The organism is Pseudofulvibacter geojedonensis, assembly GCF_042675745.1.
Classification (GTDB): domain Bacteria; phylum Bacteroidota; class Bacteroidia; order Flavobacteriales; family Flavobacteriaceae; genus Pseudofulvibacter; species Pseudofulvibacter geojedonensis.
On the sequence record NZ_JBHTJM010000001.1, the window covers coordinates 149,462 to 174,342 of the forward strand.

24 protein-coding genes and 1 other RNA gene are annotated in these 24,881 nt (G+C 30.5%); 16 read left to right on the forward strand and 9 right to left on the reverse strand.

The features are described 5' to 3' along the window. Positions 1-58: 58 nt before the first annotated feature. Together ychF and ACFQ1O_RS00640 are read right to left on the reverse strand one after the other, a co-directional pair. A complete protein-coding gene (ychF, locus tag ACFQ1O_RS00635; protein WP_377712228.1) occupies positions 59-1,150 on the reverse strand; it encodes a redox-regulated ATPase YchF in 1,092 nt (363 codons plus the stop codon). 326 nt (positions 1,151-1,476) lie between these two features. Then, a complete protein-coding gene (locus ACFQ1O_RS00640; protein WP_377712230.1) occupies positions 1,477-1,830 on the reverse strand; it encodes a 4Fe-4S dicluster domain-containing protein in 354 nt (117 codons plus the stop codon). Positions 1,831-1,951: 121 nt separating this feature from the next. Here ACFQ1O_RS00640 and ACFQ1O_RS00645 point away from each other — a divergent pair, with 121 nt between their 5' ends. The 10 genes from ACFQ1O_RS00645 to ACFQ1O_RS00690 all read left to right on the forward strand — a co-directional run bounded on the left by ACFQ1O_RS00645 (position 1,952) and on the right by ACFQ1O_RS00690 (position 11,650). Continuing rightward, the gene (locus ACFQ1O_RS00645; RefSeq protein ID WP_377712232.1) at positions 1,952-3,013 is read left to right on the forward strand and encodes an acyl-CoA reductase; all 1,062 of its coding nucleotides are present in this window, start codon (positions 1,952-1,954) and stop codon (positions 3,011-3,013) included. A gap of 44 nt (positions 3,014-3,057) precedes the next feature. Then, positions 3,058-4,131, forward strand: coding sequence for a 3-phosphoserine/phosphohydroxythreonine transaminase (gene serC, locus ACFQ1O_RS00650; RefSeq protein WP_377712235.1), 1,074 nt, complete (start codon positions 3,058-3,060; stop codon positions 4,129-4,131). Further along, positions 4,132-5,082, forward strand: a complete 951-nt coding sequence (locus tag ACFQ1O_RS00655) for an NAD(P)-dependent oxidoreductase (RefSeq protein ID WP_377712238.1) — start codon at positions 4,132-4,134, stop codon at positions 5,080-5,082. It begins immediately after the preceding gene. A 95-nt stretch (positions 5,083-5,177) separates the two neighbouring features. After that, positions 5,178-6,341, forward strand: a complete 1,164-nt coding sequence (locus ACFQ1O_RS00660) for a M20/M25/M40 family metallo-hydrolase (protein ID WP_377712240.1) — start codon at positions 5,178-5,180, stop codon at positions 6,339-6,341. A gap of 166 nt (positions 6,342-6,507) precedes the next feature. After that, positions 6,508-7,146 (forward strand): DUF937 domain-containing protein, encoded by a 639-nt coding sequence (locus ACFQ1O_RS00665; RefSeq protein WP_377712242.1) that lies wholly within the window; start codon positions 6,508-6,510, stop codon positions 7,144-7,146. An 85-nt stretch (positions 7,147-7,231) separates the two neighbouring features. After that, on the forward strand, positions 7,232-7,639 hold the full coding sequence (locus tag ACFQ1O_RS00670; RefSeq protein ID WP_377712245.1) for a DUF6146 family protein: 408 nt from the start codon (positions 7,232-7,234) through the stop codon (positions 7,637-7,639). An 84-nt stretch (positions 7,640-7,723) separates the two neighbouring features. Then, positions 7,724-8,233 (forward strand): DUF6787 family protein, encoded by a 510-nt coding sequence (locus tag ACFQ1O_RS00675; protein ID WP_377712248.1) that lies wholly within the window; start codon positions 7,724-7,726, stop codon positions 8,231-8,233. Positions 8,234-8,294: 61 nt separating this feature from the next. Next, positions 8,295-8,636 (forward strand): hypothetical protein, encoded by a 342-nt coding sequence (locus tag ACFQ1O_RS00680; protein WP_377712250.1) that lies wholly within the window; start codon positions 8,295-8,297, stop codon positions 8,634-8,636. 39 nt (positions 8,637-8,675) lie between these two features. After that, positions 8,676-11,081 (forward strand): TonB-dependent receptor, encoded by a 2,406-nt coding sequence (locus ACFQ1O_RS00685; RefSeq protein ID WP_377712252.1) that lies wholly within the window; start codon positions 8,676-8,678, stop codon positions 11,079-11,081. A 20-nt stretch (positions 11,082-11,101) separates the two neighbouring features. Continuing rightward, positions 11,102-11,650, forward strand: coding sequence for a type 1 periplasmic binding fold superfamily protein (locus tag ACFQ1O_RS00690; protein ID WP_377712254.1), 549 nt, complete (start codon positions 11,102-11,104; stop codon positions 11,648-11,650). Positions 11,651-11,713: 63 nt separating this feature from the next. On the opposite strand, the gene ACFQ1O_RS00695 is transcribed toward ACFQ1O_RS00690, so the two are convergent. The 5 genes from ACFQ1O_RS00695 to ACFQ1O_RS00715 form a co-directional block, all read right to left on the reverse strand. Next, entirely contained in the window at positions 11,714-12,031 is a 318-nt protein-coding gene (locus ACFQ1O_RS00695; RefSeq protein WP_377712256.1) for a hypothetical protein, read from the reverse strand. A 137-nt stretch (positions 12,032-12,168) separates the two neighbouring features. Continuing rightward, positions 12,169-13,734 (reverse strand): ribonuclease Y, encoded by a 1,566-nt coding sequence (rny, locus tag ACFQ1O_RS00700; RefSeq protein ID WP_377712258.1) that lies wholly within the window; start codon positions 13,732-13,734, stop codon positions 12,169-12,171. Positions 13,735-13,783: 49 nt separating this feature from the next. Next, positions 13,784-13,890: non-coding RNA, 6S RNA (gene ssrS / locus ACFQ1O_RS00705), on the reverse strand. A 56-nt stretch (positions 13,891-13,946) separates the two neighbouring features. After that, on the reverse strand, positions 13,947-14,237 hold the full coding sequence (locus ACFQ1O_RS00710; protein WP_377712260.1) for a cell division protein ZapA: 291 nt from the start codon (positions 14,235-14,237) through the stop codon (positions 13,947-13,949). Positions 14,238-14,242: 5 nt separating this feature from the next. Then, on the reverse strand, positions 14,243-14,533 hold the full coding sequence (locus tag ACFQ1O_RS00715) for a hypothetical protein (RefSeq protein WP_377712262.1): 291 nt from the start codon (positions 14,531-14,533) through the stop codon (positions 14,243-14,245). A 215-nt stretch (positions 14,534-14,748) separates the two neighbouring features. On the opposite strand from ACFQ1O_RS00715, the gene ACFQ1O_RS00720 reads away from it, so the two are divergent. The 4 genes from ACFQ1O_RS00720 (at position 14,749) to ACFQ1O_RS00735 (ending at position 22,304) form a co-directional block, all read left to right on the forward strand. Next, positions 14,749-16,446: a M23 family metallopeptidase gene (locus tag ACFQ1O_RS00720; RefSeq protein ID WP_377712264.1), complete on the forward strand. Its 1,698-nt coding sequence runs from the start codon at positions 14,749-14,751 to the stop codon at positions 16,444-16,446. Positions 16,447-16,449: 3 nt separating this feature from the next. Beyond that, entirely contained in the window at positions 16,450-18,921 is a 2,472-nt protein-coding gene (locus ACFQ1O_RS00725) for a TonB-dependent receptor (RefSeq protein WP_377712266.1), read from the forward strand. Between the two features lie 454 nt (positions 18,922-19,375). Continuing rightward, complete coding sequence (locus tag ACFQ1O_RS00730; protein WP_377712267.1) at positions 19,376-21,601, forward strand: NADP-dependent isocitrate dehydrogenase; 2,226 nt, start codon at positions 19,376-19,378, stop codon at positions 21,599-21,601. A gap of 157 nt (positions 21,602-21,758) precedes the next feature. Further along, on the forward strand, positions 21,759-22,304 hold the full coding sequence (locus ACFQ1O_RS00735) for a hypothetical protein (RefSeq protein ID WP_377712269.1): 546 nt from the start codon (positions 21,759-21,761) through the stop codon (positions 22,302-22,304). A 79-nt stretch (positions 22,305-22,383) separates the two neighbouring features. Here the strand turns inward: ACFQ1O_RS00735 and ACFQ1O_RS00740 are convergent, their stop codons facing one another. Further along, positions 22,384-23,091: a hypothetical protein gene (locus tag ACFQ1O_RS00740; protein WP_377712271.1), complete on the reverse strand. Its 708-nt coding sequence runs from the start codon at positions 23,089-23,091 to the stop codon at positions 22,384-22,386. A 150-nt stretch (positions 23,092-23,241) separates the two neighbouring features. Between ACFQ1O_RS00740 and murQ the strand changes: the two genes are divergently transcribed. Continuing rightward, positions 23,242-24,066 (forward strand): N-acetylmuramic acid 6-phosphate etherase, encoded by an 825-nt coding sequence (gene murQ, locus ACFQ1O_RS00745; RefSeq protein WP_377712273.1) that lies wholly within the window; start codon positions 23,242-23,244, stop codon positions 24,064-24,066. Next, on the forward strand, positions 24,050-24,262 hold the full coding sequence (locus tag ACFQ1O_RS00750) for a DUF6095 family protein (RefSeq protein ID WP_377712275.1): 213 nt from the start codon (positions 24,050-24,052) through the stop codon (positions 24,260-24,262). Before murQ ends, ACFQ1O_RS00750 begins: the two co-directional genes overlap by 17 nt. Here ACFQ1O_RS00750 and ACFQ1O_RS00755 read toward each other — a convergent pair. Next, the gene (locus tag ACFQ1O_RS00755) at positions 24,252-24,770 is read right to left on the reverse strand and encodes a DinB family protein (protein WP_377712277.1); all 519 of its coding nucleotides are present in this window, start codon (positions 24,768-24,770) and stop codon (positions 24,252-24,254) included. The genes ACFQ1O_RS00750 and ACFQ1O_RS00755 overlap by 11 nt on opposite strands. Positions 24,771-24,881 lie beyond the last annotated feature (111 nt).

The following is a 24,881-nucleotide window of genomic DNA, read 5'->3' on the forward strand; positions in this document are numbered from 1 at the left end:
AAAACCTCAAATAACAATCTGCTAAATGAGGTTTGTATATATTATTATTTAAGTTTACTTACACATTAAATCTAAAGTGCATTACATCTCCATCTTTAACAATATATTCTTTCCCTTCTACTCCTAATTTACCAGCTTCTTTAACTTTAGCTTCGCTACCGTATTCTACATAGTTATCATAACCAATAACCTCTGCCCTAATGAAGCCTTTTTCAAAATCTGTATGTATTACTCCAGCAGCCTGTGGTGCCGTTGCTCCTATAGGAATAGTCCACGCTCTCACCTCTTTAACTCCAGCTGTAAAATATGTTTGCAAGTTTAGTAACTTATAAGCCGAACGTATTAAACGAGATACACCTGGCTCTTCTAAACCTATATCTTGTAAGAACATTTGTTGTTCTTCGTAATCTTCTAATTCTGCTATGTCAGACTCTGTTCCTACAGCTAATATAATAATCTCTGCATCTTCACTCTTAACAGCCTCTCTAACACGCTCTACATATGCGTTACCATCTTTAGCAGACGCTTCATCTACATTACATACATACAATACAGGCTTAGCTGTTAACAACTGAAATTCATCAACTAAAACCTGTTCTTTTTCATTTGCATCAAATACTCTTGCAGATTGCCCAGACTCTAATAATTCTTTTAGCTTATTTAAAGTAGACTGCTCTAACAATGCATCTTTATTACCTGTTTTAGCTGCTCTATTTACTTTTTCTAAACGCTTTTCTATCGTTTCTAAATCTTTTAATTGTAATTCAAAATCAATAGTTTCTTTATCTCTAATAGGATCCACTGAAGCATCAACATGCACTATATTATCATTGTCAAAACAACGCAATACATGCAAAATTGCGTCACATTCTCTAATATTCGCTAAAAATTTATTTCCTAAACCCTCTCCTTTACTAGCTCCTTTTACTAAACCAGCAATATCTACAATCTCTACAGTAGCAGGCATTACTTTCTCTGGAGAAACCAACTCTTCTAATTTAGAAAGTCTAGGATCTGGTACATTTACCACTCCTACATTAGGCTCTATAGTACAAAAAGGGAAATTAGCACTTTGTGCTTTAGCGTTAGATAAACAATTAAATAAAGTTGATTTACCTACATTAGGCAATCCTACAATTCCTGCTTTCATGAATTTTTATATTTGAAAAGCTATAACATAACAGCTTCTGTATTTTCAGCAGGCAAAACTACATAATTTTAAGCACATTTCTAACACTTAAAATAATGATTTAAACGAAAGTTATACTGACTTAAAATAAGTTTACTATAAACTCAACAACAGTTATCACTATAGTCATAACATACTTTACTAAAACACTCATAATTAGTTAGTTTTAATTCATTTCAAAAATACAACTTCTAAATTAATTAGAGCCATTTCTTACAAAACATTAATGTTAATTTAACAAAAAAGAGGCATCAAGCCTCTTTTAAAACACTATACATATTTTTATTTTATCCTTCAGGGTGCATAAAAGCTTGCTTCCCTAGCAATTCTTCTTCAGTCTCTACCACATCCTCATCTGGCACACAACAATCTACAGGGCAAACAGCCGCACATTGTGGCTCTTCATGAAACCCTTTGCATTCTGTACATTTATCAGGAACAATATAATAAATCTCATCACTAATAGGCTCTTGAGCATCTTCTGCCGTAACTGTTTTTCCGTTTGGCAACACTACATTTCCTTCTAAAGCAGTACCATCAGCATAACGCCAATCATCAGAAGCTTCATAAATAGCTGTATTTGGGCATTCTGGCTCACAAGCTCCGCAGTTAATGCATTCGTCTGTTATAATAATAGCCATAATATAATTTCTTTATTTTAATTCTTACTTAACTTATCTATAGAACTAGCTTTCTTTATATCTTTGCAGTTCTGATTAGCGAATACAAAAATAACGCCAAAAGCATTTAGATTCAAAATAAATGAGTAATATAATTCAACGCATAGAAGCTTTTTCTCAATTAGGACAATTTTTAAGTCAGTTTACAACAGAGAGAATTAGCAAAAAAGAGCAAGTTTTACATAACGATTTGTTTTTCGACGCCTTTAAAATGCAAGTAGAACGAGCTCAAGAATTTAACGGTTGGTTTACTTTAGATAATGTTTTGTTTTCTTGCGAAGGATGGTCTAAATCATTAACAAATGAGAATTTAAATAAATTTATTGATAGCATCAATATAAAGAAAAACACACCAAAAACTATTGCTATAATAATGGCAGGCAATATACCTCTTGTTGGCTTTCATGATTTTCTTTCGGTATTATTAATGGGCAACTCTGTTGTTGTAAAACAATCTTCTAACGATAAACATTTATTACCTATTCTTGCTAAATATTTAGAATATATTGAACCTAGTTTAAAAGGACAAATTACTTTTACTGAAGAAAAGCTAGAAAATTTTGACGCTGTAATAGCAACCGGAAGTAATAATACTGCTCGTTATTTTGATTATTACTTTGGCAAATACCCATCTATCATTAGAAAAAATAGAAATTCGATAGCTATACTTACAGGTAATGAAACTGATGATGAACTAAACGGATTAGCTGATGACATCTTTAGGTATTTTGGTTTAGGATGCAGAAGTGTATCTAAATTATTTATCCCTAAAGGATATAATTTTGACAAATTGTTCAATGCTGTATTTAAATACAAAGACATTATAAACAATGCTAAATACGCCAATAACTACGATTATAACAAAGCTGTCTATTTAATGAGTCTATTTGACCTATTAGAAAATGGCTTTTTGATGCTGAAAGAAGATACTAGCTACGCCTCTCCTATTGCCTCTTTATTTTATGAATATTACGACGATAGCAATTCGTTAAAAGAAAAGATTAATTCTGATAAAGAAAAAATACAGTGTGTAGTTGGTAATGGTTTTATAGATAATGAAATTGCATTCGGACAAACACAATTACCTACTCTATTAGATTTTGCCGATGGGGTAAACACTTTAGAGTTTTTAAATAATTTGTAATTAACACAACTTAAATAAGCCTTTCGCTTTCTCGGAAGTATAAAATGAAAAAACACAACTTTAGCGCTGGACCGTGTATTTTACCGCAAGAGGTATTAGTAAAAGCATCTGAAGCTTTAATTAATTTTGACGGGTTAGATTTATCATTAATAGAAATATCTCATCGAAGCCCGAATTTTGTTGCAGTAATAGAAAAAGCTAGACATTTAGTTTTAGAACTTTTAAATCTTGAAGGAAAGGGCTATCAAGTATTATTTCTACAAGGTGGAGCTAGCTCTCAATTTTTATTAAGTGCATATAACTTAATGAAAGATCAAAACGGAAAGGCTGCTTACCTAAATACAGGTACTTGGTCTAGTAAAGCTATTAAAGAAGCTAAATTATTTGGAGAGTTAGCAGAAGTTGCTTCTTCTAAAGATAAAAATTTCAATTACATCCCTAAAGATTATATTATTCCAAGCGATGTAGATTATTTTCACACTACAAGTAATAATACTATTTACGGTACACAAATGCATTCTTTTCCTGAATTTAACGGAATTAATGTTTGTGATATGAGCTCAGACATCTTTTCTAGGTCGCTAGACTTTTCAAAGTTTGATCTTATTTATGCTGGAGCGCAGAAAAATATGGGTCCTGCAGGAACCACTTTAGTAGTTGTAAAAGAATCTATCTTAGGAAATACAGGAAGAACAATTCCTTCTATGTTAGATTATCAAGTGCATATAGCCAAAGATAGCATGTTTAACACTCCACCTGTTTTTGCTGTATACACATCTATGCTAACTTTAGAATGGTTAAAAGATCTAGGCGGAATTAAAGCAATAGAAAAAATCAACAATCAAAAAGCACAATTATTATATCAAGAAATAGATCGAAATCCTCTATTTACTGGTGTTTCTGCTACTGAAGATAGAAGTAAAATGAATGCTACTTTTACTTTGAATAACGAATCCCATTCCGATTTATTCGATACTATTTGGGAAGAAGCTGGAATAAATGGTTTAAACGGACATAGAAGTGTTGGTGGTTATAGAGCTTCTATGTACAACGCTTTAACTATAGAAAGTGTAGAAGTTTTAGTAAACTGCATGCAAGAATTAGAAAGAAAAGCATAAATGAAAATATTAGTAAACGAAGGAATCTCTAACTCTGGAAAGGAATTACTAGAGTCGAAAGGTTATGAGGTAATGGTTATGCGAGTTGCTCAAGAACAACTCACTAATTTTATTAACACACACAATATCTCTATCTTATTAGTTAAGAACAATACTAAAATATCTAAAGAAGTTGTAGATGCCTGCCCTACATTAGAACTTATAGGTATTGGAGGTGATAATTTTAGCAACCTAGATTTAGCTTATATAAAAAGTAAGGGTATTGCTGTAATAAAAACTCCAACTGCTGCAGCCAATGCAGTTGCTGAGTTAGTTTTTGCACATTTATTAGGAATGGTTAGATATTTACATGATTCTAACAGACAAATGCCTCTAGAAGGAGATTTGCGCTTTAAAGAGTTGAAACAATATTATGCTAAAGGCACTGAGTTAAAAGGAAAAACTATTGGTATAGTAGGAACTGGTAACACTGGTAAAGCTGTTGCTAAAATAGCGCTAGGCTTAGGTATGAAAGTTTTAATGAATAACAAAAATGGCTCAGACACTAATATTTCAATTTCATATTTTGATGGACAAGAAGTAAACTTTTCGTTTAAATCAAATCCACTATCTTCTCTTTTACAAGATTCGGATTTTATAACATTACACACCCCTTCTCTATCTCAGCATTTAATTGGTGAAGCCGAGCTAAGACTAATGAAAAAGGGAGTTGGAATTATCAATACTGCTACTGGTGGTGTGTTAGATGAAGTTGCTCTTATTAATTTTATTGAAGGAAAACATGTTGCGTATGCAGCTCTAGACGTATATGAAACAGAACCTAATCCTGAAATCCAACTATTAATGAACCCAGAACTGTCTTTATCTCCACATATTGGAGGAGCAACTATAGAAACTCAAGAACGCATGGGAGTTGAACTAGCAAATCAAATCATAAAGCACTACGAATAAACAAATTAACTTTTGTTAATAAAAAATCCTATAACCTATATTACGAATATAGTTTATAGGATTTTTGTATTTTAGAGAAACTAAAAACCCTAAAAATGAAACTACATTACTTAATTTTTATGTACCTAACAAGCTTAATAGGTATTTCAACACAAGCTCAAACCTATAATGCCTACCACAATACTATAGCAAGTGGTTGTTCGCAATCTTCTGTAGATACTAATTTACAAGAATACGTGAATTTTGGAATAAAAAGTGTGGGTTCAACTGCTATACAAAACTCACTAGATTGGTTAAAGGCCAAATATCAAAGTTATGGGTATACAGACATTGTTGAGCAAGAATTCACAGCAAGCGGACAACAAACCAAAAACTTAATTATTACCAAGCAAGGTTCAACCTATCCTAACACTTATGTTATTGTTGATGCTCATTATGACTCTATTAATGGTGTTGGTGCAAATGATAATGGAAGTGGTACTGTAGCTTTATTAGAAATGGCCAAACAAATGGCAAATATACCCACTGCTTACTCTATTAAGTTTATTCATTTTTCTGCAGAAGAAATTGGTTTAATAGGAAGTCAATACTATGTAGATAATACTGTTATTCCTCAAAACATGGATATAAAACTAGTTTTAAATATTGACGAAATCGGTGGCATTAATGGTCAAACCAATGATACTATTGTTTGTGAACGAGACACTGGTAACCCTAGTAGTAACAATGCACAATCATCTGTAGTTACAAACCAATTAGCAACATGTATAGGATTCTATTCTACTTTAAACACTGAGATTTCATATGCTTACTCTTCAGACTACATGACTTTTGAAAATAATGGAGAAATTATTACTGGATTATTTGAAAAAAACCAAACACCATACAGACATACTCCAAATGATATTATTGCCAATATGGATACTGTTTACGTATACGAAGTAATTAAAGGTGCAACAGGTGCTTTAGCTTTCTTTGCTGAAGCGGATCAAGCTCTTTCTACTAATAGCGAAGTATTTAGTAATTTGGATGTATATCCAATTCCTGCTGACAAAAAAATTACTGTTTATTTTGGAAAAACAGTAAATGAAGTTAGAGTATCTATTTTTGATATAAATGGAAAAACAGTATTTAATAAATTTTATAGCAATATCGAGAATTCTAAAACTATTAATACAGAAAAATTACAATCTGGTATTTATGTTATGACAATAGATATTGATGGAATCAAGAAAAATCAAAAAATTCAAATAAAATAAAATGCCATATAATAAAAGATTTATCTAACTAATTTTAAGTTAATTTTTTCATTTCGTCGAATAAATTACGCAACTTGCCGAAGAGTATTTGGCGTCAAAGTTGTTAGATACAATATCTGTTATAAAACTCTTAAATTTAAAAAAATCAATATTAAAACTTAAGAAAATGTCAGGAATTTTAGACTTATTAAACAGTGATTTAGGTAAAACAATTATTAGCGGGGTATCAAATCAAACTGGACAACCTGCCGATAAAACTTCATCTGTTTTAACAATGGCTTTGCCTGTTTTAATGGGAGCTATGAAACGTAATGCCTCTACTCCAGAAGGAGCTGCAGGATTAATGGGAGCATTATCTAGTAAACACGATGGATCTATTTTAGATAATTTAGGTGGTTTATTTAGTGGTGGTGTAGACCAAAGTGTAATGGATGATGGCGCAGGTATTTTAGGACATGTATTAGGAAGTTCTGAAAGTAATGTAACTAATGCTTTATCACAAAAAACAGGTATGAGCTCTGAATCTGTAATGCAAATATTAAAAATTGCTGCACCAATAATTATGGGGTATTTAGGAAAACAATCTCGCCAGAATAATGTATCTAATTCTAACGGAATTGGAGATTTATTAGGTGGATTATTAGGAGGTGGAACTGGTGCTCCACAGCAACAAACTTTAATTGAGTCTTTATTAGATGGTGATGGAGATGGTAGTATTCTAGATGATGTAGCTGGTATGGTATTAGGTGGAAGCCAAAAGAAAGGCGGACTTGGCGGATTACTAGGCGGATTGTTTGGTAAATAATAGTATATTAATTTATATATAATGAAGCTGAGTATTTTTACTCGGCTTTTTTGTATCTTTATATTATCATAACAACTTGATTATCATGAAAATATTTAGTTTACTACTTACTTTTTTTATATTTATTTCCTGTGGAAACACAAAAGAAGTTCTTTCTGCTAAAGAAGATGATAAAGTTGTAATCAAAAATGAGGAGCTTGAATATGAAATTATTATTATAGAACCTGGTTTTAATTCTTGGTTAGCTACACAACCTACTCAAGACTTTTTTAGTCAAGAAACATTAGAAATAAGAAACAATAGATGGGTAGTAGAATGGAACAGTCGTGTTTTACAACCGCAAAGATTTAACCCTAACCTTTACGAAATGCAAATTGACTATCAACCTCAAATTGATTACGGAAAAGAGGTTAACTATAAACTATTTATGTACTTTAGGTATTTTCAACAAAAATACCAACAACGTTTATCTTCTCAACCTTTCGTAAATTAACAACAATTTCATCAATTTTGATTTAAATCATTTTTTCCATAAAACATCTTTCTTTATTTTTGCTTTTTGATAGTAAGATTGATTATGATAAACGATTTAAAAAAACGTTGGGAAATACAAAAAAATTGGCAGTTAATCTATCCCTTTTTAGGCATTATAGGTTTATTACTTAGTGGTTATATACTAGCAAAAGGTATTTTAAAATCGTTTTCTCCTGACAATTTAATTTTACTATTCTTTTTAACACTTTTAGTAAGTTATGGAATATTGAATGTTACATTAAAAATATTTAATAAGTTAGCTAGTAAATGGAACGTAACCTATAGATGGGAGTTAATAGCTATTTTCTTAGTATTTGCCATTACAGGATCTACCGCAGCAAAAATATCTGGCCCAATATTAGAAGCTCTAGATTTAAAAGAAATGATAAGCAATTCTTTTTTATTCTGGACAATTAGAATTTTACTCATCTTCCCTATTTACCAAGTTATGCTTGTATTAGTTGGTTGGTTATTTGGACAGTTTGACTTCTTTTGGGCTTTTGAAAAGAAAATGCTAAAACGTATGGGATTCAAGCGTTTTTTTAATGAATAATTTTTTTTGATGTTATCAGTTTTATTAAAGTTTATATATTTGTTTCTGTATGTAGAAAGTTGTGAATAAAACAAAGCAACATATAATTATTAAACTAAGTGCTATAATCATAGCATTGGCTTTTCTTTTACCAAGTATTGCCAACATAATTCATACTTTTGAACACAAGCACGAACACAAGTATGAACTGTGTGATAATAAAGATGAAGTCCATTTACATGAATTAGAAAATGATTGTGATTTCTGTAAATTTAAACTTAACCAAAGTTATCACAATAAAAATACCATCATACAGCATGTTTTTGTAGTTATACCTACAAAACTTATTCATACATCATATTCCTTTCAATATAATTTTCAAAATCTATCCTTTTCATTAAGAGCTCCTCCTGTTTTAGTATAATATATCATTATTCAATATATACTAAAATAAACATAGAGTATGAAAAATTGTGCCCTATTCTTACTACTACTCTTAAGCCAGTTAGTAAGTAGCCAAAATTGCAATTCTACATACTTAGGTGAGGTAAAAGATTTTCATGATGGTAGTCCTTTATATGGTGCTACTATACATCTTAAAGAACTCAATAAGTATGCTGCAACAGACATTAACGGAAAATTTAAGTTTCAAAACTTATGCGATGGTACCATAACTGTTTTGGTTTCTCATATAGGTTGTGAAACCAAAGAAACACAAGTTATAATTAATGGTGACTCCTTTAGTTCTATTAATTTAGAACATCATACAGAAGAGTTAGATGAAGTAAATCTTCATGGGAATTCAGGTAAGAAAAAAACATTGACCTCTCAAGAGACAGTTCTTAAGAAAGATGTATTAGAAAATTACAGTTCTGGTAGTCTAGGAGATGCTTTAAAAGAAGTAACTGGGGTTTCTTCTGTTAATACTGGTAACGCAATAGTAAAACCTGTAATTAATGGCTTACACAGTAGTAGAATTACCATTATAAACAACGGTGTTAGACTGCAAGATCAAGATTGGGGAATTGAACACGCACCTAATATTGATATTAACTCAGTTGAAAGTGTTACTGTTGTGAAAGGCTCAGGTGCTTTGGCTTATGGAGGAGACGCTATAGGTGGTGTTGTTATTTTAAACCCTAATAAGTTTATAACTAAAGATTCTCTATTCGGAAAATCAATTCTAACTGCTCAATCAAACGGTAGAGGTGGTAGTTTAACTAGCTCTTTAACTAAAACCTTTGAAAAAGGTTGGTTTGTTTCCGGACAAGGAACATATAAACAGTTAGGAGACTTTCATGCTCCAGATTATATCTTAACTAATACTGGTGTTAAAACCAAAGCTATTTCACTATCTACTGGTTATAAAAAATTTGAAAAAGGGTTCGATGTTTATTATAGCTATATTAATAATAGCCTAGGTATTTTATCTGCCTCACATATTGGTAATGCTCAAGACTTATTAAACGCTATTAACAATTCAGATCCTTTAATAACAGAAGATTTTAGTTATAAAATTAATAGTCCTAGACAAGATGTTTCACATCATTTAATAAAAACTAATTTTTACAAACGATTTGAAAATTTAGGTAAACTTAGTCTTCAGTATGATTATCAAAACAATAAAAGATTTGAATTTGATAAAAGAGTTGGAGATGACAGAAACAAACCCGCAGTAGATTTAACTTTACAAACTCACTCTATACTATCTGATTTTAAATTCGATGCAAACAACAATAGAGTCTTTCATGCTGGAGTTTTAACTAGATACCAAGACAACTTTGCTAATCCAGATACTGGCGTAAGACGACTAATACCTGATTATCAGAAAATTGACCTTGGAGCCTATATTACATCTCTATTTAAGTTAAATTCTAAACTTAGTATAGACGCTGGTTTGCGATACGATTTTAACAGAATAGACGCTAAGAAATTTTATCAAGAAAGTCGTTGGAATAGTAATGGCTATAATGAAGATTTTTCAGATATTATAATAGATGATAATGTTACAGGAAATCAATTATTAGTAAACCCCATTTTTAATTATCACAACATTTCTATTTCTACTGGCCTAATGTATAATATAAATAAAAAATCTCATTTTTCTTTTAATTATACCTTATCTAATAGAGCTCCTAACCCATCCGAATTATTTAGTGATGGGCTACATCATTCTGCAGCTAGAATTGAATTAGGTGACCTAAGAATTAAGCAAGAACACTCTAATCGTTTTTCAACTAGTTATAATTTTAATAATGATAAATTCTCTATTAATTCTGAATTATTTCTGAATTCGATTAAAGATTTTATTTATTTAGAACCTACAGGTTCTGAATTTACTATTAGAGGTGAATTTCCTGTTTGGGAGTATAAACAAACAAACGCCTTATTGTTTGGCTTAGATGCAAACTTGCAATATCAATTGAATTCCAATTGGATTGTTTCAAACAAAACATCTTTTGTTCATGGAGAGGATAAAAAAAATAAACGCTCTTTAATAGACATGCCTCCTTTTAACACAGTCACTAGTTTTACATTCAACAAAGGAAAATGGCTTGATTTAACCTGTACATTAAAGAGTGAATTAGTTGTTAAACAAAATAGATACCCTAATAACAATTTTGAAGTATACATACCTCAAACAGACTCTAATGAGTTAATAGATATAAGCTCTACTCCTGCTGGATATCATTTATTACATTTTATAAGCAGTATAAAAGTTTATCAGGAGTCTAAAACACCTATAGAGATAGGAGTAAATGTTAATAATTTGCTCAACACCTCATATAGAAATTACTTAAACAGATTACGATATTTTTCTGATGACATAGGAAGGAATATGATGATTTCTTTAAAAATTAATTATTAAAAATTTAAAAACACAAAAAAATGAAAACTATTAAGACATTACTTTTAGGATTAGCAATTGCAGGATTTACAGCATGTTCAAGTGACGATCCAGATCACGTACACCAAGAAGAAGTAATAACTACAATGACTATTACCTTAAGTCCACAAGAAGGTGGAACAGATGTTATATTAAAAACTCAAGATTTAGATGGAGATGGGCCAAATCCTCCTATCATTACCAATGGAAATTTAGTTGCTGGAAAAACCTATAATGGTAGTATAGTATTCTTAAATGAAACTGAAAGCCCTGCTGACAATATTACAACAGAAGTTTCTAATGAAGGAACAGAGCACCAAGTTTTATTTACTGCTGGTGGAGGTTTAGATGTAACTACAGATTATACTGATCAAGACAGCAATGGAAATCCGATAGGATTAACATTTACTGTTACAGCTAACACATCTTCTACTGGTACATTTACAGTAACTTTAAAACATGAGCCAACTAAACCTAATGATGGTACAATAGCTGGAGCTGGAGGAGAAACAGATATAGACGCAACATTTAATGTAAATATTCAGTCATAATTAAATTTTAATTACAAATAAAAAAGCCTTGCAGTTAGCAAGACTTTTTTATTTGTAATATCTTTATTCAACATCTATAATCTCTCCTCCTACTTTTCTTCCTTTCAATACATACTGATAAATCCAGGTTAAAGTAAAAGTTGGAATGATATCTAAACCAGGCATTAACTCTTCAAACAAACTTGTCAAACCAGCTATTTTACCAATAGCTCCCTTATACATTCTTGTCATTAAAAATGCGGATATAGGAGCCCAAACAACATCTACTCCTTCACCTAAGAAAGGTATTGTAAATGACACCATACCTATAGCATCAAACACTAAACCTAAAGCCAAATTTTTATATTTTTCTTTTTTATAAGTTTCTTCTGTATTGGTCATAATATAGTTTTATTGGTTATACCACTATAAGATAACAAATAATATGCCGAAAAATTGTCTTTTCTTAAACATTCTGAAAAGGAACAAAAAAAGACCTTCTTTTCAGAAGGCCTATAATATTTAAATATAAAAATAATTTACTTAGCTATATTTACCGCTCTTGTTTCTCTAATAACTGTTATTTTAACCTGGCCAGGATAAGTCATATCTGTTTGTATTTTTTGAGAAATCTCAAACGACAAAGCAGCTGCCTTTTCATCAGAAACTTTTTCACTCTCTACAATTACACGCAATTCTCTTCCTGCTTGTATTGCATATGCTTTCTTTACTCCTGTAAAACCAAAAGCAATATCTTCTAAATCTTTTAAACGTTGTATATAAGAATCTAATACTTGTCTTCTAGCCCCCGGTCTAGCACCAGATATAGCATCACAAACCTGAACTATTGGCGCCAATAATGACTTCATTTCTACTTCATCATGGTGTGCCCCGATAGCATTGCAAACATCTGGTTTTTCACCATGCTTCTCTGCCCATTGCATACCTAAAATAGCATGTGGTATTTCGTTTTCTTCTTCAGGCACCTTACCTATATCATGCAATAAACCTGCACGTTTAGCTAATTTAGGGTTCAATCCTAATTCTGCTGCCATTAACCCACATAATTTAGCTACCTCTCTTGAGTGTTGTAGTAAGTTCTGTCCGTATGAAGAACGATACTTCATTCTACCAACCATTTTTATCAACTCTGGGTGTAAACCATGAATCCCTAAGTCAATAACAGTACGCTTACCAACTTCTGCAATTTCAGTATCTATTTGCTTTCGTGTTTTTCTAACTACTTCTTCAATACGAGCTGGATGAATTCTACCATCTGTAACTAATTTGTGCAGTGACAATCTAGCTACTTCCCTTCTAACTGAATCGAAACAAGATAAAATAATTGCATCTGGAGTATCATCAACAATAATCTCTACTCCTGTTGCAGCTTCTATTGCTCTAATATTACGCCCTTCTCTACCAATAATTCTACCTTTAACGTCATCAGACTCTAAGTTAAATACAGAAACACAGTTTTCTACAGCCTCTTCTGTACCAATACGCTGAATTGTATTGATAATGATTTTCTTTGCCTCTTGCTGGGCAGTTAACTTAGCTTCTTCAATACTCTCTTGTATAAAAGACATCGCATCTGTTTTTGCCTCTTCCTTTAAAGAACGAACTAACTCTTCTTTAGCATCTTCTGCAGACAAACCAGATAATACCTCTAATTGCTCAACTTGTTTTTTGTGCAATTTATCTACTTCGCTATTTTTTTTATCTAAATACTCTAGTTTATAGTCAACGTCTTTTTGTTTAGCTTCTATTTCTTTATTAGCCTTTTTAGCCTTAGATAATTCATTAGAAACTTGAGATTCTTTATCTCTGGTTCTTTTTTCTGCTTCGGCCATTTTTTTATCCTTAGCAATAATTACCTTTTCGTGTTCTGCTTTTAACTCAATAAATTTTTCCTTAGCCTGTAATATCTTATCTTTTTTTAAAGATTCTCCTTCTTTTTTAGCTTCTTTAATTATAGAATTAGCTTCTTGTTGAGCTGCAGAAACCACCTTAGATGCACTTCCTTTTTCTAAAACCTTAGCAATAATAAAACCTACCGCTATTCCAATTACCCCCAAAGCAATTGGTATCAAATAATCTGTCATATATCTAATTTAATTATATAAAAAAACCTACATCAGTAGAGTTTTGTATAAACTCCAAAATAACAGGTTTAGAGCTAACGTACGGGTCAAGGATCTATTCTAGATAGCTTGCTTTAACCATATCGACTCACTCTTTTTAATAGAAACGTGTTGAGTTTATCAAAAAATTAAACTAATGTAGGCAGTAATCTTAATACTTATTTATAAGAACGTTATGTTATATACTTGTCAACTAAATCTTGCATTGCAAGTAATTTGTTGTTAATTGTATTATCATCTTGTTGGGCATCCAAACTCTCTTGCTCTAATTTAGAAGCAAACTGCAAAGCACACATAGCCAATACATCTTGCTTATCTCTTACAGCATAACTATTTTCAAATTGTTTAATTAATTCTTCAATCTTCTTTGTTGCTTTACGCAAGCCTTCTTCTTGTTCTGGGTTTATCGTTAATGGATACACCCTGTCTGCTATAGAAACTTTAACTTTTAGTTTATCAGACATTTTATTTATTTAGAAAGCTGTGTAATGCAATGATCAATTTCTTTAATTAAAGCATTTATTTTAAGCTTGGTTTCCCTTTTATATTCTTCACTACCTAACATAGAATTTGTAAGTTTTAAAGTGCTGAATTGTTCTTCTTTTTGAATTAATTCTTGCTCCTGAGCTTTAATTTTAGCTTCTTTTTTAGCTAATTCTGCTAACAACCCCTGGTTTATTTGCTCTTTTTCTTCTAGTTTACTTACTAACTTGTGCAATCTAACTTCTAAAGAATCAACCAGTTTTAATAAAGCACTCATTCACTAACCTATTCTATCGTGTTTTTCACAAAGTTAACATATCAATTGAAATAGTCCAATAAATTCGTATTTTTTTGTTTACAATAATTTAAGGCAACTATTTTGTTCTGAAAATTGTTGTACTCTTTGAAAAAAAATGACATTAATACTAAACTTATGATAATATATCTGTACTTTTATCTTACTTAGTAAATCCCCATTTCTAAATATATAGTATGCAATTAAAAACTACATTTTTAACAGCTTTTTTCTTTTCTATTTTTATGTATAGTCAAGATATACCACAAGATTATTTTAGAAATCCTCTAGATATAGAGCCTATTTTGTCTGGCACATTTGCTGAGTTACGATCTAATCATTTTCATTCTGGTATTGACATAAAAACTCAACAAGTAGAGGGACTAAATGTTTATGCAACGGCCAGTGGTCATGTAGCTAGAATAAAAATATCTCCATGGGGATACGGAAAAGCTATTTACATTCAACACCCTAACGGATATACTACAGTATATGCTCATTTAAAAAAATTTACTCCTAAAATAGAAGCATATGTCAAAAAGAAACAATACCAAAAAGAGAAATTTGCTATAGAACTCTTTCCAAAAGACTATGAGCTACCAATTACTAAAGGAGATATCATAGCGTTTTCAGGGAATACTGGTGGTTCTGGAGGTCCACATCTTCATTATGAAATAAGAGATCGAAAAGAAAGACCTATGAACCCCATGCTCTTCGGTTTTAAGGTTAAAGATCATACCAAACCAAGCATTAATGGAGTCTATGCTTATAGTATGAACGACACTTCTCAAGTAAACCATCATAACGACTTACATAAAATTAAATTATCACTAACAAAAGACGGAAACTATATTACCTCTACTGTATATGCGTATGGAGAAATAGGTTTTGGAATTAACACTTATGATAAACAAGATCAAGCTCATAACAAAAATGGCGTTTACAATATTCAATCTTTTGTAAATGGAAACCCTAGTTTTGAATTAGATTTTAGAAAGTTTTCTTTTAGTGAATCTAGGTATTTAAATAGGCTTATTGATTACAGTTACTTTAAAAGAAAAAAGTCTCGCATTCAAAAATTATTTAAAGAACCTAACAATCCTTTAAGCATTATTAAAAATGTAAATGAAAAAGGGTTAATACATTTAAAGGAAGGTGATCATGTTAATTACGTTATAACTGTAACAGACTTTAAAGGCAATAAAAGAACGATTACAATTCCTTTAGAAGGAAAAAAAATGGAAATTACCCATTTCAAGAAAAAAACAGAATCATTGCACCATGCTTTTGCTAATAAAGAAACTTATCTAGAAAATAACGGCAAATCAGTATACATACCTAAAGGTGCTTTATATGATAATCAGCCAATAATTTTTGAAACCAAAGGCGATACGATAGAAATTGGAGATAAAAACATTCCTCTTCATAAAAATATTACCCTATCTTTTTATTCAGACAATAAGTTTGAGAATAAAGATATGAGTAAATTATATGTTAGTAGATTAGGTTATAAAAATGAGCCATACCAATATGTATCTACTTATAAAAAAGAAGGTAAAATAAGTGGAAAAACAAAAACTTTCGGAAAGTTTACAATTTCTACAGACTCTATAGGCCCTATAATTACTCCCCTTAATCTATACAAAGGAAAATGGATGTCAAAATCAAAATATTTACAAATAAAAATCGTTGATAAGCTAACCGGGATAAAAAAATACCGAGCTACTATCAATGGTAAATGGATATTAATGGAATACAATCCTAAAAAAAATAAATTAACCTATGACTTTAATGATAAAGTTGTAACAGAAGCTGAGCACAATTTTAAACTAGTTGTCTTAGATAATGTTGGAAATAGTAGTACATTTGAAACCACCTTTTACAGAAAATACTAAACAATGCTATTAAAAACTATTCAACTATTTTGTTGCTTCTTTTTACTATCAATTACTTACTCTCAAGCACAAACTGCCATTATTAGTGGAGTTTTATTAGACGAAAACAATCAACCCATAGAAAATGTAAATATTAGTTATAGTAATTCTGAGGGGACTCAAACTTCTGCGGTCGGTGATTTTGTTTTAGAAATCCCTGCAAACAAAGATATTACTGTTACTTTTTCTCATATAAGTTTAAAACCTATTGTTCAGACTTTTAACCTAAAATCTGGAGAGCGATTTGAATTTAACCCCGTAATGAATTCAAAAGAAGAACAATTAGGAACCGTAATTATAACTGGTAACAAACGTAAACGTGTAGAAGGTATAACTACTATAGAGCCTAAATTACTTCGTAAAATACCTGGTGGTAATGCAGGTGTAGAAAATATTTTAAAAACATTAGCAGGTGTAAGTGGTAACAACGAATTAAGCTCTCAATACAATGTTAGAGGTGGTAACTTTGATGAAAATCTAGTATACGTAAATGAAATTGAAGTTTACAGACCCTTTTTAATTAGATCTGGACAGCAAGAAGGCTTGAGTTTTGTAAATAGTGATTTAGTTCATAATGTAGATTTTTCTGCAGGAGGATTTCAAGCCAAATATGGAGACAAACTATCTTCTGTATTAGATATTACTTATAAAAAGCCAAAGAGCTTTGCTGCTAGTTTAGATGCTAGTTTACTTGGAGGAAGCGTTAGTGTTGAAGGAACTTCAAAAAACAAAAAACTTACTGGTATAATTGGTGTTCGTTATAGAGATAATAGCTTATTTGTAAAGGCCAAAGAAACAGAAACCAATTACGATCCTAAATTTGGTGATTTACAAACCTATTTAACTTACAAAGTATCTAATAAGTTCGATATTGGCTTTTTAGGGAATGCTTCTATTAACAGATACAATTACGAACCACAAACTAGACAAACAAATTTCGGAACTTTAACAGACCCTATTGCTTTATTAGTTTTTTATGAAGGTCAAGAGAGAGATCAATACAATACTTATTTTGGAGCTCTTAAAGCTAATTACAATCCAAACAAAAATCTTAACTTAAAATTAATTGGATCAACTTATCATACAATAGAAGAAGAGTATTACGATATTTTTGCTCAATATCGTTTAGGTGAAGTAAATAGCAATATAGGTGATGAAAATTTTGGAGAAGTAGAATTCTCAGAAGGTATTGGTTCTCAATTAAACCATGCACGAAATGATTTAGACGCTTTAATTATTAATTTAGAACACAAAGGACATTATAAAAAAGACAAAAACAAATTCTCCTGGGGAGCAAAATATACTCGAGAAAACATAAGAGATCGAGTTATTGAATGGGAAGTTATTGATTCTGCAGGTTTTTCTATCAGACCACCAGGCCATATTCCTAGTAACAGTCAACCATATGCGCCTTATGCTGGTCCTTTAGAGCCATTTCAGAATGTACGAGCTACTAATGATGTTACCATTAACAGAGTTTCTGGATTTGTTCAATACAACAGAACAGGTGAAATTGGAGAACACGAAATATTTTACAACGCAGGAATTAGAACTCATAACTGGACTGTATCTGGAGATAATTTAACTTCTGAGTCTCATATTGTTTTTAGTCCAAGAGCTCAATTTGGAATTAAACCAGATTGGGAGAAAGACATCACATTACGTGTTGCTGCTGGTTTATACCATCAACCTCCCTTCTACAGAGAATTAAGAGATGCTCAAGGAGTTGTCAATCCTAAAGTGGAAGCGCAACAATCTTTTCATGCCATTATAGGAGGTGATTATCAATTTAAAATGTGGGACCGTCCATTTAAATTAACTTCTGAAGTATATTATAAAAGTCTGACTAATGTAAACCCATATACGGTTAACAATGTAAGAATTCGTTATGCAGCTAATAATAATGCAAAAGCATTTGCTACGGGTTTAGACCTACGCCTAAATGGAGAGTTTGTTCCCGGTACAGAATCATGGTTTAGTTTTGGATACTTAAATACCAAAGAAAATATTGACAATAGAGGTTTTATTGCTAGACCAACCGATCAACGCTTAAAATTTGGTGCTCTATTCCAAGATTATGTACCTAATATGCCCAATTTAAAAGTTTATTTAAACTTGGTATACAATACAGGTTTACCAGGAGGATCTCCTAGCTACGCAGACCCTTACTCTTATCAAAATAGACTCCCAGATTACAAAAGAGCCGATGTTGGATTTTCGTATGTTTTAGTAGATGATAGTAAAAAGTTTGAAAAAGGACATTTGTTTCATAATATAAAAGAACTGCAATTTGGATTTGAAATTTTCAATATGTTTAATGTTCAAAACTCGATAACCAATACATGGGTTAGAGATGTATATACAAAACAACAATATGCTGTTCCAAACTTCTTAACTCCACGTATTTTCAATCTAAGATTAGGCTTAAAACTATAACTATTTAAAAACCAACAACTTACTTGTTATTTAAAAATACTTTTCTTAACTTTATATTCTATTAATAAGTTGTTCTTTGTATTGTATAATGTATTGGAATAATAGTTAGAAATGTAGATAATAGTAATTACGAAATCAATACAGAGAATATATAGTTGAAGTATTTTTAGTTTTATTTTTATAGAATAGTTATTTAGCTAAAGATATTTCAAAAAAAGAAAGCCGAAACGAGTTTGTTTCGGCTTTCGAATTATATAAAATTAGCTATCTAAAATTACCAATATCAAATTTTTACATTTCCAATTTTATCAGTTTGATAATTCTTATACTCAAAACCAACTTCCCTCCTGCTTTATAACTTTAAAAAGCTTAATTAATAGTATATTTGCAACTATTCTTACTAGACTTAAGTTTTCTCTTTTGTCTTTATTATTAAATAATAAAAACCAATATCATGTCAGAAAAAGCTAAAATTATTTATACTAAAACAGATGAAGCTCCTGCATTAGCTACCTATTCTTTTTTACCAATTGTTCAAGCCTTTACAGCTACTGCAAATGTAGAATTAGAAACTAAAGATATTTCTTTAGCTGGTAGAATTTTAGCGACGTTTCCTGAAAATTTAACTTCAGAGCAACAAGTAGCAGACGCCTTAGCTGAATTAGGTGCTTTAGCTAAAAAACCAGAAGCTAACATTATTAAATTACCAAATATATCTGCTTCTGTTCCTCAATTAAAAGCTGCTATTAAGGAGTTACAAGATAAAGGATATAACATACCTGATTATCCTGAATCTCCTGAAACAACTGAAGAAAAAGAAATACAAGCTCGTTATAATAAAATAAAAGGTTCTGCTGTAAACCCTGTTTTACGTGAAGGAAACTCAGACCGTAGAGCTCCTAAGGCTGTTAAAAACTTTGCTAAGAAAAACCCTCACCGTATGGGAGCTTGGTCTAAAGATTCAAAATCTCACGTTGCTACAATGACTAGTGGTGATTTTGCACATAATGAAAAATCAGTCACAATTACTAACTCTGGTAATGTTTCTATAGAATTACATTCAGCTAACGGAAACAAGACAGTATTAAAGGATAAAACTGCCGTTTTAGAAGGTGAAATTATTGATTCATCTGTAATGCAGAAAAAAGCTTTAATTAACTTTTTAAATGAACAAGTTGCTGATGCTAAAGATAAAGGTGTTTTATATTCCTTACACATGAAAGCAACCATGATGAAGGTATCTGACCCTATTATTTTTGGTCATGCAGTTAAATCTTTCTTTGCTCCTGTTTTCGAAAAACACTCTACAGTTTTAGAAGAAGCTGGTGTAAATGTAAATAATGGTTTTGGTAACTTATTACAAAAAATACAAGATCTACCAGAAGCTAAACGTAAAGAAATAGAAGCAGATATTGAATCTGTATATAAAAACGGACCTGCTTTAGCTATGGTAAATTCAGATAAAGGAATTACCAATTTACACGTTCCTAGTGATGTAATTATTGATGCTTCAATGCCTGCAATGATTAGAACTTCAGGGCAAATGTGGAATGCTGCTGGTAAACAACAAGACACTAAAGCTATTATTCCTGATAGCAGTTATGCTGGTATATATACTGCAACTATAGATTTCTGCAAAGAACATGGCGCTTTTGACCCTACAACTATGGGAACAGTTCCTAATGTAGGATTAATGGCCCAAAAAGCCGAAGAATACGGTTCTCATGATAAAACTTTCGAAATTCAATCTGCTGGAACTGTTAAAGTAATAGATGAAGCTGGAAACGTTTTAATGCAACATGAGGTTTCAGAGGGAGACATCTGGAGAATGTGTCAAGTAAAAGATGCTCCTATTCAAGATTGGGTTAAACTAGCAGTTAATAGAGCTCGTGCTACACAAACACCAGCTGTTTTCTGGTTAAATAAAGAAAGAGCTCACGATGCAGAATTAATCAAAAAAGTAAATACATATTTACCTAACCATAATACAGAAGGCTTAGATATTAGAATTCTTTCTCCTATAGAAGCTACTAAATTTACATTAGAAAGAATTAAAAAAGGAGAAGATACTATTTCTGTAACTGGTAACGTATTAAGAGATTATTTAACAGATTTATTTCCAATTTTAGAATTAGGTACTTCTGCAAAAATGTTATCTATAGTGCCTTTAATGAACGGAGGAGGTTTATTTGAAACTGGCGCTGGAGGTTCTGCTCCTAAACACGTTCAACAATTTGTTGAAGAAAATCATTTACGTTGGGATTCTTTAGGAGAATTTTTAGCATTAGCCGTTTCTTTAGAACACTTAGGTAATAATTATAACAACCCAAAAGCTTTAATTTTAGCAGAGTGTTTAGACGACGCTACCGATAAATTCTTGGAAAATAAAAAATCACCATCTCGTAAAGCTGGAGAATTAGATAATAGAGGTTCTCATTTTTATCTTGCTATGTATTGGGCTCAAGAGTTGGCAAAACAAAATAAAAATTCTGAATTAAAATCGATTTTTACACCTATAGCTGAATCATTAGCTAATAATGAAACAACTATAGTTAAAGAGTTAAATGATATCCAAGGAAAACCAGTTAATATAGATGGGTATTACGAACCGAATGATACTTTAACATCTCAAGCTATGAGGCCAAGTAAAATCTTTAATGACATCTTAACTAATATTTAAAACTTTAAAGTTTAAATCATATTTTATAAAAGCTGAAACAATTATGTTTCAGCTTTTTCATTTCTTAAAGCATTATTAACATATTTTAATAATTGAAAAATTATGCTATATTTGACTGAATTTTAACGTATTAATCTTTTAAATATCATTAGGGGAAATGAAAAAAGTATTATTACTACTTATCTTATTATTATTAACCAATACTTCTTTGTTTGCTCAAGACAGCGATGAGTCTGCTACAAATGTAACTGATGTTTATAAAGAAATGCAAGCAATGAAAAAAGCCTACTACAAAGGCTTAAGAGATGAAAAAAAATCTGAAGTTGATAAAATAAACAAAGAAAGAGAAGCTAATAGGGAGCAAAAACTAACAGAAATAAGATCGTCTACAGAGGCCAAAATAGAAGCCGCAAAAAATGAAAGACTTGCTTCTAAAAATGAACGATTGGCTCAAATAGAGCTGAAAAAAAAGCAGTTATCTACTCAAAAAAAAGTAACTCTAGAGCAAAGAAGTAATGATAACTCTATCGAAATTCAACAAAAAAAAGAAGTTCTTGAAAAGGAAAATAAAGAAAAAATTTCTCAGAGAGATGAAGTAAAACAGAACAAGTTAGACTCTAAAAAGCAAGAACAGCAAAACAAACTAAATAAGCGTAAACAACTATTAATGAGTAAATATGCAAAATACGCTAAGAAAAAATAAGTTTTATTATATTACTAAATAAAAAAAGTATCGAATAAATATTTATTCGATACTTTTTTTATTTAAGTTTATTTTACTGCTAATACAATTCATATTTAAATTCAACTACTTGATAGTTTTTATCTACCACTTTTAATTGAGAGAAATCTAAATTATTATAATCTATATCATCACGCTTTTCGTATTGCAACCACAAAGCATTAGATTTAGTAGCAAACCCATTAGCATCTTTTTCTACTATATTATGCTTTGTTACATATAAATACTCATCACCAGTATTTATTACTTGATAGATATAATTTCCAATATCGTCAAACTGTCTAATAACAAAAGGTTCTTCATCGTTTTCAACAGTATAACCAAATAATGTATTATTATTTTTTATATATATCTCTGCTAAATTACCATCTACTCCATATAATTCAATTTTATCGCCATTTTTCTTTGGTATATATTTAAATACATTATCATTTCCATCCTTTTTAGAAGTACTATCCCCTGCTACTTTAGCTAAACTTGGATCCATTATTTCAATCTCAACCTCAAAAGGAAGAGATTCTTCATTAAAAGATTCTTTTGTAAAGTTAATTTGTTCACCTTGTATATACTTACCATATTTATAATCTGCTAAAAAGTCTTTTCTAGTAACCGATTTGATTTTAAAATCTTTTCTAATTGTAACCTTGTCTTCAACCTTTAACTCTGTAGCATTTAATTCTGTTGACTGCTCTTTTTTACAAGAAAATAATAAACAAACAACTGTTAATAGTAATAATGTCTTTTTCATGAATTACGTTTATTAGTTTAGTTTTACTATCAAAAAATATTAATAGTTCTTAATGCAATATAAGAAAACTTAGTCTTAGTTATAAATAATAGAATAATTTATTATTCTAAGATAAACTACTTATTTTTACGCAATATCATTGCTATAAAAATGAACTTTATAAAAACCACAGAACAAGATTCTAACTACGATCATTTAGAAAATATGAGTGTCAATGAATTATTGACCAATATTAATAAAGAAGATCAAACAATAGCTAAAGCAGTAGAAAAAGTAATACCTCAAGTTGAATTATTAACCACTCAAATCATAAAAAAATTAACCGAAGGAGGTCGTTTATTCTATATAGGTGCTGGAACTAGCGGTAGAATTGGTATTTTAGATGCATCAGAATGCCCCCCTACTTTTGGTGTACCTCATGACCTAGTAATTGGTTTGATTGCCGGAGGTGATACTGCTATAAGAAAAGCTGTAGAAAATGCAGAAGATTCTATTAATCAAGGCTGGAAAGATTTACAAGAATACAATATATCTAAAAAAGATATTGTAATTGGTATTGCTGCTTCTGGAACCACACCCTATGTAATTAGCGCATTAAAAGAAGCTAATAAACATAAAATAATTACAGGTTGTATAACTATGAATGAAAATTCTCCGTTAGCTAAAACTGCTAATTATCCTATTGTATGTTTGGTTGGACCTGAGTTTGTAACTGGAAGCTCTAGAATGAAAGCTGGAACGGCACAAAAGTTAATTCTTAATATGATATCTACGAGTACTATGATTCAATTAGGACATGTAAAAGGTAATAAAATGGTAGACATGCAACTATCAAATCATAAATTGATAAAAAGAGGTATTAAAATGATTGTGAATGAAATAGATGTTGAAGAATCACTAGCTAAAAATTTATTATTAGAACATAAATCTGTTAGAAAAGCAATACAATTTTATAAGAATGCAAAGAACAAATAAAGAAGTCTTATCTAAAGGAATAAAATTTATGCTTATAGCTATGATGCTATTAATTTTAGGTCCTTTTTTATTTCATTTAGGATTTAAGCTAAGAAATTATCTTACACTAACAATAGCTTCACTTGTTAGTATAGCTGCTATATTAATGTTTTTTAAAGGTATTAAAACATTAATAAAGGCTTTATTTAACGACTAAGTTTATTATTTTCTACAACTACTGGAGTACTCGGATTATAGCCAAAGTATGTGTTTTCAATTTTAACCCCTTGAAAATCCAATAATTGAGCAATAATTGCATAATGATGTATACTATGTGAATTAGCTTGAGAAAAAACAGAATATAAATTAGTGGGTATTGTTTGTTTTCCCAAACCAAAGTCATCAATTAATTCATATTTTTCAGATAAATCATAGTGCTTATAATCATTTAACTCATTGATAATCATTAAAATTTTATTCTTTGCTATTAAAGGACTCAATTCTAATACTTCTTCCCTTTTTCTATCTGTTAAATCAATCATATAATTATTCAATCCATTAAATATAGATTGATAAAAATCAATTATATGTCTCATATGTTTACCTATGCTAGAATAATAAGGTCCTACTGAACTATCCCTATATACATTTTCAGGTAATTCTTCTAGCAAATCAATCGATTGCTGTAAAGTATTTTGAAGTGATTCAATAAAATGTAGACTCATTAACTCTAAAATAGTAAAATAAATACAATAAGTCTAACTATTAATTATAAACTTACAATATTAATGATTATTTATATTAGAATTCATTGTATAAAAAAACCCTCAACATTT